General features: G+C 67.1%; 15 protein-coding genes. 10 read left to right on the top strand and 5 right to left on the bottom strand.

All coding sequences use genetic code 11. The features are described from left to right. Window positions 1–13 precede the first annotated feature (13 nt). The 3 genes from F5544_RS16885 to F5544_RS16875 all read right to left on the bottom strand — a co-directional run bounded on the left by F5544_RS16885 (window position 14) and on the right by F5544_RS16875 (window position 5,161). Entirely contained in the window at window positions 14–2,272 is a 2,259-nt protein-coding gene (locus tag F5544_RS16885) for a terpene synthase family protein (RefSeq protein WP_167474072.1), read from the bottom strand. An 865-nt stretch (window positions 2,273–3,137) separates the two neighbouring features. Continuing rightward, on the bottom strand, window positions 3,138–4,376 hold the full coding sequence (locus tag F5544_RS16880) for an alpha-hydroxy acid oxidase (RefSeq protein WP_167474071.1): 1,239 nt from the start codon (window positions 4,374–4,376) through the stop codon (window positions 3,138–3,140). Next, window positions 4,373–5,161: an SDR family NAD(P)-dependent oxidoreductase gene (locus F5544_RS16875; RefSeq protein ID WP_167474070.1), complete on the bottom strand. Its 789-nt coding sequence runs from the start codon at window positions 5,159–5,161 to the stop codon at window positions 4,373–4,375. Before F5544_RS16875 ends, F5544_RS16880 begins: the two co-directional genes overlap by 4 nt. 187 nt (window positions 5,162–5,348) lie before the next feature. Here F5544_RS16875 and F5544_RS16870 point away from each other — a divergent pair, with 187 nt between their 5' ends. From F5544_RS16870 to F5544_RS16845, 6 genes are read left to right on the top strand one after another with little or no spacing between them, the layout of a single operon-like run. Further along, window positions 5,349–6,707: an enolase C-terminal domain-like protein gene (locus F5544_RS16870; protein ID WP_167474069.1), complete on the top strand. Its 1,359-nt coding sequence runs from the start codon at window positions 5,349–5,351 to the stop codon at window positions 6,705–6,707. Next, window positions 6,704–7,795, top strand: a complete 1,092-nt coding sequence (locus F5544_RS16865) for a sugar ABC transporter substrate-binding protein (RefSeq protein ID WP_167474068.1) — start codon at window positions 6,704–6,706, stop codon at window positions 7,793–7,795. The genes F5544_RS16870 and F5544_RS16865 overlap by 4 nt, the downstream gene beginning before the upstream one ends. After that, window positions 7,795–9,288 carry a sugar ABC transporter ATP-binding protein gene (locus tag F5544_RS16860; RefSeq protein WP_167474067.1) on the top strand — a complete coding sequence of 498 codons (1,494 nt, stop codon included), beginning with the start codon at window positions 7,795–7,797 and terminating at the stop codon, window positions 9,286–9,288. The genes F5544_RS16865 and F5544_RS16860 overlap by 1 nt, the downstream gene beginning before the upstream one ends. Then, window positions 9,285–10,310 carry an ABC transporter permease gene (locus tag F5544_RS16855; protein ID WP_238847283.1) on the top strand — a complete coding sequence of 342 codons (1,026 nt, stop codon included), beginning with the start codon at window positions 9,285–9,287 and terminating at the stop codon, window positions 10,308–10,310. The genes F5544_RS16860 and F5544_RS16855 overlap by 4 nt, the downstream gene beginning before the upstream one ends. A gap of 1 nt (window position 10,311) precedes the next feature. Further along, window positions 10,312–10,638 (top strand): L-rhamnose mutarotase, encoded by a 327-nt coding sequence (locus F5544_RS16850; protein WP_167474066.1) that lies wholly within the window; start codon window positions 10,312–10,314, stop codon window positions 10,636–10,638. After that, complete coding sequence (locus F5544_RS16845) at window positions 10,631–11,548, top strand: aldo/keto reductase (protein WP_167474065.1); 918 nt, start codon at window positions 10,631–10,633, stop codon at window positions 11,546–11,548. The genes F5544_RS16850 and F5544_RS16845 overlap by 8 nt, the downstream gene beginning before the upstream one ends. 17 nt (window positions 11,549–11,565) lie before the next feature. Here the strand turns inward: F5544_RS16845 and F5544_RS16840 are convergent, their stop codons facing one another. Next, complete coding sequence (locus F5544_RS16840) at window positions 11,566–12,234, bottom strand: FadR/GntR family transcriptional regulator (RefSeq protein WP_167474064.1); 669 nt, start codon at window positions 12,232–12,234, stop codon at window positions 11,566–11,568. 38 nt (window positions 12,235–12,272) lie between these two features. Between F5544_RS16840 and F5544_RS16835 the strand changes: the two genes are divergently transcribed. The 4 genes from F5544_RS16835 (at window position 12,273) to F5544_RS16820 (ending at window position 14,849) form a co-directional block, all read left to right on the top strand. Beyond that, window positions 12,273–13,145: an amidohydrolase family protein gene (locus F5544_RS16835; RefSeq protein WP_238847282.1), complete on the top strand. Its 873-nt coding sequence runs from the start codon at window positions 12,273–12,275 to the stop codon at window positions 13,143–13,145. 58 nt (window positions 13,146–13,203) lie between these two features. Beyond that, window positions 13,204–14,052 carry a fumarylacetoacetate hydrolase family protein gene (locus F5544_RS16830; RefSeq protein WP_167474063.1) on the top strand — a complete coding sequence of 283 codons (849 nt, stop codon included), beginning with the start codon at window positions 13,204–13,206 and terminating at the stop codon, window positions 14,050–14,052. A 66-nt stretch (window positions 14,053–14,118) separates the two neighbouring features. Further along, a complete protein-coding gene (locus F5544_RS16825; RefSeq protein ID WP_167474062.1) occupies window positions 14,119–14,442 on the top strand; it encodes a hypothetical protein in 324 nt (107 codons plus the stop codon). Beyond that, a complete protein-coding gene (locus F5544_RS16820) occupies window positions 14,439–14,849 on the top strand; it encodes a MerR family transcriptional regulator (RefSeq protein ID WP_167474061.1) in 411 nt (136 codons plus the stop codon). The genes F5544_RS16825 and F5544_RS16820 overlap by 4 nt, the downstream gene beginning before the upstream one ends. Before the next feature lie 54 nt (window positions 14,850–14,903). Here F5544_RS16820 and F5544_RS16815 read toward each other — a convergent pair whose 3' ends face one another. Then, on the bottom strand, window positions 14,904–15,836 hold the full coding sequence (locus F5544_RS16815) for an FAD-dependent oxidoreductase (protein WP_174867346.1): 933 nt from the start codon (window positions 15,834–15,836) through the stop codon (window positions 14,904–14,906). Window positions 15,837–15,898 lie beyond the last annotated feature (62 nt).

Genomic DNA, 15,898 nt, shown 5'->3' with positions numbered 1-15,898 from the left:
CGAGTGAGGGGAATTATCCGGCAGTGCGTTGCATCCGTGCCCTGATCTCGCCGACCCGTGCGGCGCGGGTGCCGATGCCGGTGGGGCCGGCGAGCGACCAGCGCGGCCCGGCGGCGCGGTGGCGGTCGAGCAGCCACGGCTCCTTGTAGCGCCCGGTTTCGATGTGCCAGTTGAGGATTCCGATCATCCAGTCCTGGAATTCGTGTGCGCGCCGATCGAGAATCCGGCGTGCGGTCGCATCCAGGTGATACTCCTCGTACAGCGCGGGCAGGTCCCGCTCCACCACGCGCTGGAATTGGCGCACGCGCGCATCGAGCAGGTCGGCGACGATCCGCACCGCCCGATCCCGGTCGCAGTCGAAGAAATTCTGCATCACTCGCACCCCGTTGTGTGGATCGCCTTCGAATTCGATCTGCTTCTGGTACGAGAAGATGTCGTTGACGAATGCGCCGACATCCATTGCGGTATTTGCCAGATCGGCGATCACCTGAGTCCGTTCGACCTCGGGCGACACGCCTTCCCGGTGCCGCATGGTCATGGACGAGCCGAATGTTTTGCGGCGCATCTCCACATAGTCGATCGGGTCGGGTACGCGGTTCAGCGCCGAATCGGCCATCTTCCAGTCGGAGCCGGCGAGGAAATCCGCGAGCGCGGTGCGGAATTCGCGCCGCGCGGCCGAATCCATGGGAGCCGTCGTGCGCCGCCAGAGGTCGGCGAAACCTCGTTCCAGCGCGTTCACCGGGGTCGGCGGCGCGGTCATGAATTCGCGCAGTCGCCGGGTCTGTAGTTTGGCGCCGATGAAATCCCTTCGCACGCCGAAGACTTGGGAAAGGTAGTCGTCGTGGTAGGCGCGCCAGGCCAGCCATGCCGCTGCGAGATCCAGTTCGTCCATGGTGGCGTCCGGGTCCGATCCGGCCGCGCACAGCGCGAAATCGAATTCACGCATATCCGTTTCCCGCCACAGGCCAGGACCGGGAACACCGGGCACTGGATCATAGAAGCCCATCCGCCCGCCCCACTCGAGCAGATTCCGCCGCGCCTGCCCCAGCAGCGGATTCAGCGCGAGCCGGAACGGCAGGTGGAGCTCGGGCAGCGGTGTCGGGCCGACCTTTTCCTTCCGCGGGTGCGAGAAGTTCTTGAACCGGTCCAATCCCAGGCCGTTATAGGTTAGGCGCGGGCCGGTGTGCGGCGCCGCGAAACCGTTTGCCCGCCCGAACGGCTGAATAGCCGACATGCCGAAACCTTTCGGCCCCAGCGACTTCGGCGGCACGTTCTTGTTCATGTATCGGCTCGACCGCATATGCCACTCGTGACCGCCCGCCTGCCAGTCTTGCAACCCTTTCACGTACGCGGCGACCGCGGCCTGCTGATCCGGCCGCGGCGCGTGCTCGGCGAACAGCACCGGTATCTCGGTGATCGCGGTGTGTTCGAACTGCTGCAGCCTGGAGCTGAGCAGGTCGTTGATCACCTCGGCGGCATGTTGGGTATCGAAGCCGAAGAACCGCTCCACCACCAGAATTCCATTCGAGTTCTCCCCCTCGGCCAGCACCTCGCGCTCGTAGGAGAAGATGTCGTTGCGCAGGTGTACCGAATCGGCGAAGGTGTCCCGCAACACCCGCAGCTGGCGGGTGCCGGCCAATTCGGGCGGCACCTCGGCGGCGACGGCATGTTCCACCAGCGTCGCCGACCACGGCGCGCCGCCGACCTTGCGCCGCATCTCGATATATTCGATCGGATTGGCGATGCGGCCCTCCGCGATATTCCGCAGCTCCCACCGCGACTCCTCCATCAGCGCGCGATTGTGCTCGGCGAAACGCCGCTGCCACGCGGTGGACATGGCCGGTATCGTGCGCGCCCACAGGTCGGCCAGTCCACGCTCGACCGGATTCTCCGGCGGCCGGGTCGCACCGCCGCCGATCGGCATCAGATCCCAGATACGTTCCAGATATGCCCTGGCGCCCTTGATATCCCGCGTCCGCTTGTAGAGTTCCAGGAAGTGGTCGTCGAAGTAGAACACCCAGGTGTACCAGTCGGTGATCAGCTCCAATTCGTCGGCGTCGCAGTCGGGGTGGGTATAGGCGCACATGAGGCCGTAGTCGTGCCGGTCCACGTCGTCGGGGACCCAGATCTGTTGTCCCGCCTGTGGTTCGAAGAATCCCATCGCCGCGGCCCACGCCCTGGTGTGCGCGCGTGCGGCCTCGACGTTCGGGTTCAGCCGGGCGGGATACGGTGTGTAGAAATCGGGAAGTTCGAATGGCTGCGCCGTATTCATGCGGTCGCCCTTCTCTCGGTTTTCACCCGGTGTCGGATGTCGTCGATGAAACGCGTTGCCCCACTTGGCTTTCGGCATCCTCCCGATAGGCGCGCTCGGTCTGTGCCCGGCCGCCGCAATCCGCGGAAGCGGCGGATCCAGTGACTGGTGAGATTTTCGGAAAAAGTACGACCACAATGTCGCTAGTTTCACCTGAAATTAGTGTAGGTCACCGATCTCGTATCTGTAAATGGTTGCGACACAAGGTGTTACGTTCTCAATTCGACAGACGAAGACATCTGGCAAATCGGCCGCGCATTTGCCGAAATGCCGAGCGAGTATCAAATTTTCCGATGAACCGGATTATCGAGATGTGGATCGGAGTCATTTCATCGAGCTGGCAGACGCCGACGGTACCGCCGAATACTCTTGCGGCACACGGATGACCGAATCAGTCGCGGCGGATTCGGCTGCGCACCGGTAACTTTCAGCGAGCCTGATCGCACGGAGGCCCGGGGCCGCCGCGGTTTCGCCACCGCGACCGCCCGGGTGCGCACCGCGGCCTCGGCGCGTTGACGCGCGGCGGCCGCGCCGGATCGCCGGTCAGCGGGTCTTCGGGGGATGCGGCGGAAGCAACGGATTCGCCGCCGAATAGGCCTGGCACCGTCATATCGAGGTCGCACTCCTCGTGGTCCATACCCGCCGCGCCGGTCGGTCGAGCGTTTCGCGTCATCGGCGGACAGGTGGAAATCACCCTGTTTCATAATCACAACGGCGAGCCGCGCCGATCCCCGCTGATATTCCAGAAATCTGAGCCTGCGACAATTGTAGGTCGGCCGCCGTTTACCGTAAAGCGTTACTTCCCAGCAACTTTCGGGTTACGCGACTATTCGGTATCGGCGGGTCCGCGCCGGTCCAGCAGCCGGACATGTCCCGGCTCCAGTTGGTCGAGCGAACCGACACCGAGCAGCTTCATCGTGCGGATCACCTGGCCGCGCAGGATTTCCACCGCGCGATCCACACCGGCCTCGCCGCCCGCCATCAACCCGTAGAGATAGGCGCGGCCGATCAGGGTGAAGCGGGCGCCGAGTGCGCGCGCGGCGACGATATCCGCGCCGTGCATGATGCCGGTATCGAGGTGCACCTCCAGATCGGCGCCGACCTCGCGGACCACCGACGGCAGCAGATGCAGCGGTACCGGAGCCCGATCCAATTGCCGCCCACCGTGATTCGACAACACGATGCCGTCGGCGCCGACGCCTGCCAACCGTTTGGCGTCGGCCACCGTCTGCACGCCCTTCACCAGCACCTTGCCGGGCCAGCGATCCCGCAACCACGCGAGGTCGTCGAAGCTCACGGTCGGGTCGAACATGGCGTCGAGCAGTTCGGCGACGGTGCCCGACCAGCGGTCCAGCGAGGCGAAGGCGAGCGGTTCGGTGGTCAGGAAGTCCCACCACCACCGGGGACGCCGCAGCGCGTCCAGCGCGCCCGCCATGGTGATCGACGGCGGCACCGTCATTCCATTGCGCGCGTCGCGCAGCCGCGCCCCGGCCACCGGGACGTCGACGGTGATCACAAGGGTGTCGAAGCCGGCGCGGATCGCGCGCTCCACCAGCGCGAGCGAACGGTCGCGGTCGGTCCACATATACAGCTGGAACCAATTGCGGGCCCGCTCCCCCGTCCCGGCCGCCAGGTCCTCGATGGCGGTGGTCCCCATGGTGGACAGGGTGAACGGAATACCGGCGCGCTCGGCCGCCCGGGCGCCGGCCAGTTCGCCCGCGGTGTGCATCATCCTGGTGAAGCCGGTGGGCGCGATACCGAACGGCAGCGCCGATTCCTTGCCGAGAACCATTGTGCTGGTGTCGGTTTCGGCGACATTGCGGAGAATGGCCGGCCGGAACTCGAGATCGGCGAATGCCTCCCGCGCCCGGCGCAGGCTGATTTCGGCATCGGCCGCGCCGTCGGTGTAGTCGAAGGCCACCTTCGGGGTGCGCTTGCGGGCCAGTTCGCGCAGATCCCAAATCGTTTGCGCGCGTTGTAGTTTGCGTTCCAGACCGGCGAACGGGCGCTCGAACCGGACCAGCGGCGCGAGTTCGCGCGGCCGGGGCAGTCTGCGTTCGGTCACCGGGCCGCCTCCCCTTGGCCGGAGCGCGCGGAGGCCGGAGCCCGCAACCGGAGCGAATGCATGCCCGCGTCCACCTCCAGCATGGTCGCGGTGGTGGAACCCGCGGCCGGACTCGCCAGATAGGCGACCGCGGCGGCGACCTCCTCGGCTGTCACCAGCCTGCCGTGCGGCTGCCTGGCCCGCAGCGCGGTGAGCTCCGCGCCAGGATCGGCGCTGGCGGCCAGCAGCCGCTGCACCCACGGTGTATCGACGGTTCCGGGATTCACACAGTTCACGCGGATGCCTTCGGTCAAATGGTCGGCGGCCATGGCGCGGGTCAGCGCGAGCACCGCACCCTTGCTGGCACTGTAGACGGCGCGGTCGGGCAGGCCGGTGGTCGCCGCGATGGAACACATGTTGACGATCGCGGCCGACGCCGAGACGCGCAGGTGCGGCAGCGCGGCGCGGCAGATCCGGACGGTACCGAAGACATTGACCTCGAAGACATTTCGCCACTCGTCGTCGGTGTGGTCGGCGATGGTGCCCTGTGCGCCGATGCCCGCGCAGTTCACCACGATATCGATGCCGCCGTATGTCTCGGCGACGGTAAGCACCGCCGCGCGCACGTCGGCGTCGTCGGTGACATCGCAGCGCACCGCGAGGCCGGTGGTCGGCGCGCCGAGGTCGCGGTCGAGCACCGCCACCCACGCGCCCCCGGCGGCCAGCGTTTCGCTGACGGCCTTCCCGATTCCGGACGCGCCACCGGTGACGATCGCGGTCAGCCCGCCGAATGCCTGCGCCGACATAGCATTTCACCCTTCGAAGCACACAGATCCGATGTTTAACCGAGCCGACACTAACACCGTTCGGCCGATAGAGGGAGATATTGCGCACGAGAGGGCCAACTTTCAACGATTTCGCCAAACCCCTTGCCTGCACAGACCTCCGATGTATAGTCGTGATCCAAGTCACTCTCCATCTCCCGGGGGTTACATGCCGACGGCACTCATCACCGCGCTGGACACGCTGGATATCCGGTTTCCCACCTCGCTCGAACTGGACGGTTCGGATGCGATGAATCCGGACCCGGACTATTCCGCGGCCTACGTCATCCTGCGCACGGACGATCCGGACGGCCTGGCCGGTCACGGTTTCGCGTTCACCATCGGCCGCGGCAACGATGTGCAGCGCGCGGCCATCCAGTCGCTGGGGCGCCTGGTGATCGGGCGGTCTGTCGCCGAGATCACCGGGGATCTGGGCGGATTCGCCCGCATCCTCACCGCCGACTCCCAATTGCGCTGGCTGGGCCCGGAAAAGGGCGTCGTGCACATGGCGGCAGGCGCGGTGATCAACGCGGCCTGGGACCTCGCCGCCAAACGCGCCGGAAAACCGGTGTGGCAGTTGGTATCCGAGATGACACCGGAGCAGATCGTCGACCTCGTCGACTTCCGCTACCTGACCGACGCGCTCACCAGGGACGAGGCGCTGCATATCCTGCACACCGCGGCGCCGGGCCGCGCCGCCCGCGCCGAAACCCTGCTCGCCACCGGATATCCCGCCTACACCACCTCACCCGGCTGGCTGGGTTACTCCGATGCCAAACTGGCGCGGTTGGCCAGGCAGGCGGTGGCGGACGGCTTCGGCACCATCAAAATCAAGGTGGGTCGCGACGTCGACGAGGATGCCCGCCGCGTCGAAATCGCCAGGGCGGCAATAGGTCCCGACATCGGCCTGGCCGTCGACGCGAATCAGCGCTGGGATGTCGACGCCGCGGTCGCGTGGATAAGCAGGCTCGCTCCGGCGGGCCTGGCCTGGGTCGAGGAGCCGACCAGCCCGGACGACATCCTCGGCCACGCCGAGATCCGCCGCCGGGTCGCGCCGGTGCGCATCTCCACCGGCGAGCACGGCCAGAACCGGATCCTGTTCAAACAGCTGCTCCAGGCGGGCGCCGTCGACATACTGCAAATCGACGCCGCGCGGGTCGGCGGCGTCAACGAGAATCTGGCGATCCTGTTGCTGGCGGCCAAATTCGGCGTCCCGGTGGTGCCGCATGCGGGAGGCGTCGGACTCTGCGAGCTCGTGCAGCACCTGGCCATGATCGACTATGTGGCGATCAGCGGCACCATGGACGGCCGCGCCATCGAATACGTCGACCACCTGCACGAGCATTTCCGCGACCCGGTCCAGGTGCGCGGCGGTCGCTATCTCGCCCCGCGCACACCGGGTTTCAGCGCCGAAATGCTGCCGACCACCCTGGCCGCCTATGCCTATCCCGACGGAATCGCTTGGCACACCGAACCTTTCGCCGACAACCCGGCCGCCGCCTCGACAAAGGAGTACGAGATCTCATGAAAACCGCCAGGATTCTGGTCGCCGCCAGCTGCGCGGCGCTGGTCGTCGGCGCGGCGGCCTGTACCAGGGAGCCGACGAACAACGGTGGCGCACCGGCCGTCAAGGTCGGCACCGGTGCGGAGAACGGCGTGCTGGTCGGCGCGGATCAGCCGCGCTCGGATTCCGACTTCTGGAGCGCCTACGCCGGATACCTCGGCCCGAAGGCCGCCCAGGCGGGGGTGAAGCTGGAGAACACCTCGTCCGACAACGACGCGAACCGTCTCAAATCGAATGTGGACACGCTGCTGTCCAAGAACGTCAAGGCGATCGTCATGGCGCCGCAGGACACCGCGGCCGTCAAACCGGCGATCGCCGCCGCCGCGGCCAAGAACGTGCCGGTGATCAGCGTCGACACCCGGCCCGACAGCGGCGGCGCGTATATGGTTGTGCGCGCGGACAACCGTGCGTACGGCACCAAATCCTGCGTCTTCCTCGGCGAAACCCTTAAGGGCACAGGCAAAGTCGTCGAATTCCAGGGCGACCTCAGCTCGATCAACGGACGCGATCGGTCGGAGGCGTTCGCCGACTGCATGAAATCCCGCTACCCCGGTATCAAGGTGATCGAGATCCCCACCGACTGGAAGGGTGACCGCGCCGCCTCCGGCCTGCAGGACAAGCTGCTCACCGATCCCGATATCAACGGCATCTACATGCAGGCGGGCGGCGTATTCCTGCAGCCGACGCTGGCCCTGCTCAAGCGCTCCGGAAAATTGGTGAAAGCCGGTGCGCCGGGCCATATTACGATCGTCTCCAATGACGGCATCAAGGCCGAGCTGGACGGCATCGCCGACGGCGAGATCGATGCGACGGTCTCCCAGCCCGCGGATCTGTACGCGCAGTACGCCGCGTTCTACGCGAAGGCCGCCACCGAGGGCCGCAAATTCGCGCCCGGCCCAACCGATCACGGTTCGGTCATCGTCGATACCGGCGTCAGCGGCATGTTGGAGGACCAGCTCCCCGCGCCGGTGGTGACCCGCGCGGGCGGCAAGGTCGGCGAGCTCGATACGGTGGCGCCGACGGCGCCCGGACTGTGGGGACACGGCGGCTGATGACCGATCCGCTGATCGCCGAGGCGCGCGGCGTCTCGAAACGGTTCGGCCGCACCGTCGCACTCGACGAGGTACACCTCGAGGTGACGGCCGGTCGCACACACGCGCTGGTCGGCCGCAACGGTGCGGGCAAATCGACACTGGTGTCGATCCTCACCGGACTGGCCGCGCCGGACGCGGGGCAGGTGCGGTTCAACGGCGAACCCGCACCCGCTCTCGCCGACCGGGACGGCTGGCGGGCCAGGGTGGCGTGCGTTTACCAGAAGTCGACGATCGTCCCGGATCTCTCGGTGGCCGAGAACCTCTTCATCGGCGCGCAGGGTTTCGGCGGCCGAATCGTCAACTGGCGCAAGCTGCGTGGCCGCGCACGGGAACTGCTCGACACCTGGTCGGTGCCGGTCGAGGTGGACACGACGGCCAGGGAGCTCTCGGTGGAGCACCGGCAACTGGTGGAGATCGCCCGCTCGCTGTCGCACGGCGCGCGGTTCATCATCCTGGACGAACCGACCGCGCAACTCGACGGTCCCGCGATCAAGCGGCTTTTCGCGCGCATCGGCGATCTGCAGGCGCAGGGCGTGACCTTCCTGTTCATCTCGCACCACCTCGACGAAACCTATGAAATCTGCCGGGACATCACGGTTTTCCGCGATGCGCGGCACGTCGTCACCGCACCCGCCGCCGAACTCGGCAAGCGCGAGCTGATCGCCGCGATGACCGGGGACGCGGTCGCGCTGGAGACATCGGTGCCCCGAGCCGCACCCGAAATTTCGGCCGAACCCGCGCTCGCGGTGGAAAACCTCACGCGGGCAGGTGAATACGACGGCATCGGACTGGAAGTCGGTCCGGGCGAGATCGTCGGGCTGGCGGGCGGCGGCAGCAGCGGGCGCACCGAGGTGGCCGAAACGATCGTCGGATTGCGCAGGGCCGCAAACGGTTCCATCCGGGTCAACGGTGTGCCGCTGCGGCGCGGCGGCGTCCCTGCCGCGCTGCGCGCCGGAATAGGCTTCGTGCCGCGCGACCGGCACGAGGAGGGACTGGTGCCGGAGATGAGCGTTGCCGACAATGCGACGCTCACCGTGCCGCGACGGCTCGGGCGATTCGGCATCATCTCCCGGCGCGCCCGGAACACGCTGACGGACAAGGCCGTTCAGGATCTGGATATCAAGGTCGACGGGGCCGAGCAGAGCGTCGCGGAGCTGTCCGGCGGCAATCAGCAGAAGGTGGTGTTCGCCCGCGCGCTGGCCACCGATCCGGCGGTGCTGGTGCTGATCACCCCGACCGCCGGAGTCGACGTCCGCTCGAAGGACACCCTGCGCGCGGTGCTGCGCGGGGTGGCCGAACGCGGCACCGCGGTGCTGGTGGTCTCCGACGAACTCGACGACCTGCGCGACTGCGACCGGGTGCTGGTCATGCGGCAGGGCCGACTGCGCGCCGAATTCGAAAAAGGTTGGGGCGACCGCGAACTGGTCGCCGCCATGGAAGGAATGTCATGACACGGACCGCCGAGCCCGCACTCGGCGCGCCCGCCGCGACCCGCCGGGCCCGGCTGGCCGCGGTGCGCTGGGGCGCGCTGCGCGATTTCCTTTTGGTGCCACCGATTCTCCTGGTATTGGTGGTCGGGTATTTCATCAACCACAACTTCGTCTCCCCCACCAACCTCACCAATGTGCTGACCACCATGAGCGGCATCTCGCTGCTGGTGCTGGCCGAGGTGCTGGTGCTGGTGGTCGGCCGGATGGATCTGTCGCTGGAATCCACCTTCGGGCTGGCGCCCGGCATCGCCATCTGGGCCACCATGGGCACCGCGAAAGTCGGTGCGTACACCTGGACCTCGCCGTGGATGGCGATTCCGATGGCGCTGCTGGTAGGGCTCGCGGTCGGCGCGGTGAACGGAATCCTGATCGTGCGATTCGGGCTCAACGGGTTCATCGTCACCCTGGCCATGCTCATCGCGCTGCGCGGGCTGCTCACCTTCCTGACCGAGGGTTTCACCCTCACCAAGATTCCGGCCTCCATCGATTGGCTCGGCAACACAAGGGTTTTCGGCATTCCGGTGGATATCGTGGTGTGCCTGGCGCTGTTCGCGATCGGCTATTTCGTGCTCACCTATACGACGGCCGGCCGGGCGCTGTACGCGGTCGGCGGCAACGAGGCGGCCGCGCGCGCCGCCGGTATACGCACCGACCGAGTGGTGCTCGGCGTGCTGGTGATCGCGGGCGGGCTGGCCGCGATCGGCGGGCTGATCTATTCGGGCCAGTTCGCCAGCGTGCAGGTCAGCCAGGGCGACGGCATGATCTTCCAGGTCTTCGCGGCCTGTGTGATCGGCGGGGTCGCGCTCAACGGCGGGCGCGGTTCGGTGCTCGGCGCCTTCTTCGGCGTGCTGATCCTCACGCTGATCCAGAAGCTGCTGTCCTACGGTGGGGTGAGCGCGGATTCGCTGAAGTTCATCAACGGCGCACTGATCCTGGTCGCGCTGGTGATCACCCGCATCGCCAGCGGGCGCAGGCAGGAGTGATATGCGAATCGCGTTGCACACCAAGTTGAAACCCGGAAAGGTCGCGGAGTACGAGGCGGCGCACCGCGCCGTGCCCGGCGAGCTCGTCGCGGCGATCAGGAAGGCCGGGGCCAGCTCCTGGACCATCTGGCGCAGCGGAACCGATCTGTTCCACGTGATCGATTGCGCCGCATACGATGTGCTGCTGGCCGAGCTCGCCGCACTGCCGGTGAACGTCGCCTGGCAGCGGCGAATGGACGAGTATCTCGAAGCGGCGCACGACTATTCGACCGACGGGGCCGCCGCGGCGCTTCCGGTGGTGTGGGATCTGGAGACGGCGGGTGAATGAGATCGTGCTCGGCGGCGCGGGTTACGCCGGACTGTTCCAGCCCGTCGACGCCGACAGCGCGCAGGACGCGTTGACGGCCGCGTGGGACAGCGGTATTCGCGCATTCGACACCGCACCGCACTACGGTGCCGGGCTCAGCGAGGAACGGCTTGGGCTGTTCCTGCGGAGTAAGCCGCGGTCGGAGTTCACGGTATCGACCAAGGTCGGCAGGCTGCTCTACGACGATCCCGGCGCGCCCGATGGTGTCGACGATTTCTATGGCGCACCGAAACGTTCTCGGCGACTGGACTATTCGGCCGACGGCGTGCGCCGTTCGGTGGAGCAGTCGCTGCGGCGACTCCGATTGGATCGGGTGGACACCCTGCTCGTCCATGATCCCGACGACCACCAGGCGCAGGCGTTGGCGGAGGCGATCCCCGCGTTGGCGCGGATGCGTGCGGAGGGACTTACCTCGGGTATCGGCGTCGGGGTCAATCATGTCGCGGTGGCGCTGCGTTTCGTGCGCGAGGCGCCGATCGATGAGCTGATGATCGCCGGGCGCTACACGCTGCTGGACCGACGCGCGGAGGACGAGCTACTGCCGGAATGCGCGGCCCGTGGCATCCGGGTGCTGGTGGCCGGGGTGCTGAACAGCGGGGTGCTGGTCAATCCGGAACAGCGGCCGGTCTTCGACTATCGACCCGCGGCGGCCGAGATCGTCGAGCGGGCGCGGGCGCTCGCGCGGCTGTGCGCGAAATACGAAGTGCCGCTGCGGGCTGCGGCATTGCAGTTCCCGGGCAGGCATGCCGCCGTGCACGCCACCGTGCTCGGCGCGGGCAGCCGCGACGAGATCGCGGACAGCATCGCGATGCTGGAATTCCCTGTCCCCGACGAGCTTTGGGACGAGCTGATGTCCTCGGCCGCGCTGTGACCGGCGCGCTTCCCAGATCAGCCCGCCGCCATCCGCAGCCACTCCATCACGCCAGCGACGTGCGCCAGCGCCCTGGCGTGCGCGAGCTCCGGATCGCGCGCGGCGATCGCGTCACAGATGGCGCGGTGCTCGGCCACGGTGCGCTCGAACGCGCCCTCCTCGGTGACGCCGCGCCAGATGCGTGCCCGGGTGGTCGGCAGCGAGAGCGAATCCAGCAGCGAGGCAAGGACTTTGTTGCCGGACGCGGCGGCGACGGCGGCATGGAAGCTCAAATCGAGCGCGACCAGATCGGTCACCGATCGGCCCGCGGGCTCCACCAGCGTGCGCAGATGCTCGATCTGCGCGTCGGTCATCCGCGTCGCGGCCAGCGCGGTCGCGGCGGGCTCCAGGATCCGGCGCACGCCGAGTATGTCCAGCACCGAATCGTCCTGGTGGAATTCCAGCAGGAAGCTCATCGCGTCCAGCAGCGAATTCGGTTCCAGGCTGGACACATACGTGCCGTCGCCCTGGCGCACGTCCAGGATCCGCACCAACGCGAGCGCCCGCACCGCCTCGCGCAGCGAATTCCGCGAAACACCCAGCTCGGCGGCCAGATCCGCCTCCCGCGGCAGCCGCGAGCCCGGCTTCAGATCGCCGGAGACGATCATCGCCTTGATCTTCGCAATCGCATCGTCGGTGACCGACACCTGATTCCTTCTGTCGAGGATGTGAAGCTATGCCTCCGATGACTGTAGACGCTCATGTGCACGTGTGGACCATCAGCGGCCGAAAGTTCCACGTGGAATACGACTGGCTCACCGATACATCCGATGTCTTGTCTCGGAATTACACCCTGGCCGACGCCGAATCCGACTTCGCCGAACACGGTATCGATGCGCTGGTACTGGTGCAGGCATCGGATTCGCTCGCCGAGAATCACGCGCTGCTCGCCGCGGCCGCCGCCGCACCACGCCCGGCCGCGGTGGTCGGCTGGCTGCCGCTGCACCGGCCGGACCTGGTCGCGCGGCTGCTGCCCGCACTGCGCGGATATCCCGAATTCGTCGGCGTCCGGCATATGATCCACCGCGATCCGGATCCGGAATATCTACTGCGGCCGTCGGTTTCGGACAGCCTCGGCCAACTCGCCGCGGCCGGACTGGTTTTCGACGCGGTGGCCGAGCGACCCGATCTGTTGGCTCAGGTGCCGGTGATCGCCCGCACCCATCCCGGACTCACCGTCGTACTCGACCATCTCGGCAAACCGCCGATCGGCGCCGGGGGCTGGCAGCCGTGGGCCGACCTGCTGCGCGCGGCCGCGACCGAACCCAATGTGGTGGCCAAGATTTCCGGTCTGGCAACGGTTTCCGGGGACGAGATCAGCGCGGCGCGCTGGCAACCGTATGTCGATCATGCGATCGCGGTGTTCGGGCCGGATCGGCTGCTGCTCGGCGGCGATTGGCCGTTCACGCTCACCGCCGCCTCGTACCGGACGGTGTGGCGGACCACGCTCGAAACCCTGTCCAGGTTGACGGCTGCCGAGCGGGCTGCCGTTCTCGGCGCCAACGCGTGCCGGATTTATCAACTGCCGCAGTTGAATTCGTGTCGAATCTCGGAATGAAGTCACACGGGCGGCGGAGCCACCCACTGCCACAGCTCAATTCGAAGGGAACACCAGCATGAAGTTGCAGCGGATCGGCGCGCCCGGCGCCGAACGGCCGGTCGTCGTCGACGGCGACCGCGCCTACGACCTGCGCCCGGTCACCGCCGATATCGACGGCGCGTTCCTGGCCGCCGACGGAATCGCCACCATCGCAATGGCTTTGGCTGCCGATCGGCTCACACAAATCGATATCACCGGACAGCGCGTCGGCCCGCCCGTCGCCCGCCCGCAGGCGATCTGGTGCGTCGGCCTGAATTATGCCGCGCACGCGAAGGAATCGGGTGCGCCGCTGCCCGACGCACCGGTGATCTTCTTCAAAACACCCAATACGATCGTCGGCCCCGACGACGACGTGCTGATCCCACGCCGCTCCACCAGGACCGATTGGGAGGTCGAACTCGCTGTCGTGATCGGCGCCCGCGCCCGCTACCTCGAATCTCCCGCCGAAGCAATGAAATACATTGCCGGATACACCATTTCGAACGACGTCTCGGAGCGGGAATTCCAACTCGAACATTCCGGCGGCCAATGGTCCAAGGGCAAATGCTGTGAGACGTTCAATCCGCTCGGCCCCGCCCTCGTCCCCCGCGACCGGCTCGACCCCACCGACCTGCGCCTGCGCTCCTACGTCAACGGCGAACCGCGCCAGGACTCCACCACCGCCGACCTCATCTTCGATGTCGCCCACCTGGTTTGGCACCTGTCCCAATACGCCGTCCTCGAGCCCGGCGACATCATCAACACCGGCACCCCCGAAGGAGTGGCCCTTTCCGGCCGCTACCCCTACCTCCGTCCCGGCGACGTCGTCGAACTCGAAATCGAAGGGATCGGACGCACCCGCAACGTTTTCCGGGCGGCTCCATAGGTTGCATCCGGTACCTGGGTACGGGCTTAGCATCGAAGCAGCCGATACGCCGGAGGTGTTTTGACCATGAATTCTTCGTCCTGGGTGCCGACCGATACCTGCACATTGCCGACGCCTCAGCAACCGCTGCGGGTGGCCGAATTCGACGCGCTGTTCGCGACCGCGTTGCGCGGCATGAAGCGCGTCTCGCAAACGCGACTGCGTCTGGAGTTGGCGGCCGACGCCGAGCCGACGGCCCGCGAACTGACCGAACGCGAATCGGCCTGCTGCTCCTTCTTCACCTTCGAATTCATTGCGAAACAACCAGATTCGCTACTGCTGGAGATCGAGGTGCCACCGGCCCACAGCGCCGTCCTGGACGGCATCGTCACGCGAGCGACATCGGCATGACCGGCTTGCGCACCGGCGAGGTCGCCGCGGCCGCCGGAGTGAACATCCAAACCCTGCGATACTACGAACGCCGCGGCCTGCTCACCGAGCCGGAGCGATCGCTCGGCGGCCACCGCCGCTACCCGCGAAATACGGTGGCCCGACTGCGCATAATCAAGGCGGCCCAGCGCATCGGTTTCACCCTCGACGAGGTAGCCGGACTCCTGCGGCGCCACCCGGGTTCCACCCTACGATCCGTAACCGCCGCCAAACTCGCCGAAACCGAATCCAGAATCGCCGAATTGTCCACGGCCCGCGACACCCTCCGCGCCGCCCTGTCCGCCGACTGCGCCGACCTGCTCACCTGCAGCGAAACCCCCTCCTGCCCACTACCTTTCGAGGCCGGATCAACCGAAGAGTCCGGCTGACCGGATAGTGCGCAGTCGGCTTCCGCACCGCACCGGCCCACCGCCGCGCAGCGTTCAGGCGAGCAGGCGGGTTACCTCGCGAGCACTTCCCCAAGACAAGCTCACGCCCAACCCGTCGTGCCCATAGTTGTGCACAACTCGCGCGTCGCCGAAATGTTCGATCTCCAACCGAGCTTCGGCGCGCCCGGGCCGCAAACCCACCTCGTGCCCGAGCACCTCGGCCTCGGCGAGTTTCGGTTCCACCGCGATGCAGCGGCGCAGGATGCGGTCGGCGAGTTCGGGATCCGGTTCCAGGCTCCACTCGCCGGGCTGCCGGATGCCGCCGAGGATGAGCCGCTCGCCGTGTGGGAAGAAGCCCGCCCATTCGGGGCTGTCGATGGTTTCGTAGTAGAAGTAGTCGATGCCCGGATTGCGCACGATGACGTGCTGGCCGCGCACCGGCTGCACACCGTCGTCGCCCGCGAGCGCGCGTGCCCCGATTCCCGTGCAGTTCACCACGATCGGCGCGGCCGAGGTGGCCTCGGTGAGATCCCGGACCGTCCGCTGTACCACGAAGACGCCCGCCGCGGCCAGCCGATCCACCAAATAGCGCAGATAGCAGGGCAAGTCGATCAGCGGGACGGTGTTCCACAGTCCGAGCACCATGCCGTCGGGCAGTTCCTCGGCGCTGCAGATGCGCACATCGCCCAGCTCGTCGACCCAGTCGGGCGGTTCGGACGATAGGCTCGACGCCAACAGCCCGCGCTCGAAATGCACACCGGACCCGGATTCCCCGGCCAGCCGCGAGAATTCGGCGAGCGAGACCCGGCTCCACGCCAAATCCCTTGGCGTATAACCGGGCCCCCACAGCCCGCTGGCGACCGCCGAGGTGGTCCGCTCGGGCGGACGTTCGGCCCAGATCCGGACCCGATGACCCGCCTCCACCAGGCACACCGCGGTGGTCAATCCGATAACACCTGCTCCGAGCACCAGCACGTCATTCGCCATACCCGAAGGTAACCCACCTGCCGCTCCGCTGACCCCGACACCGGCCAAACCGGTATCCCCGC

Source organism: Nocardia arthritidis, assembly GCF_011801145.1.
GTDB classification, from domain to species: domain Bacteria; phylum Actinomycetota; class Actinomycetes; order Mycobacteriales; family Mycobacteriaceae; genus Nocardia; species Nocardia arthritidis_A.
This window is presented reverse-complemented; position numbering and strand designations above follow the sequence as displayed.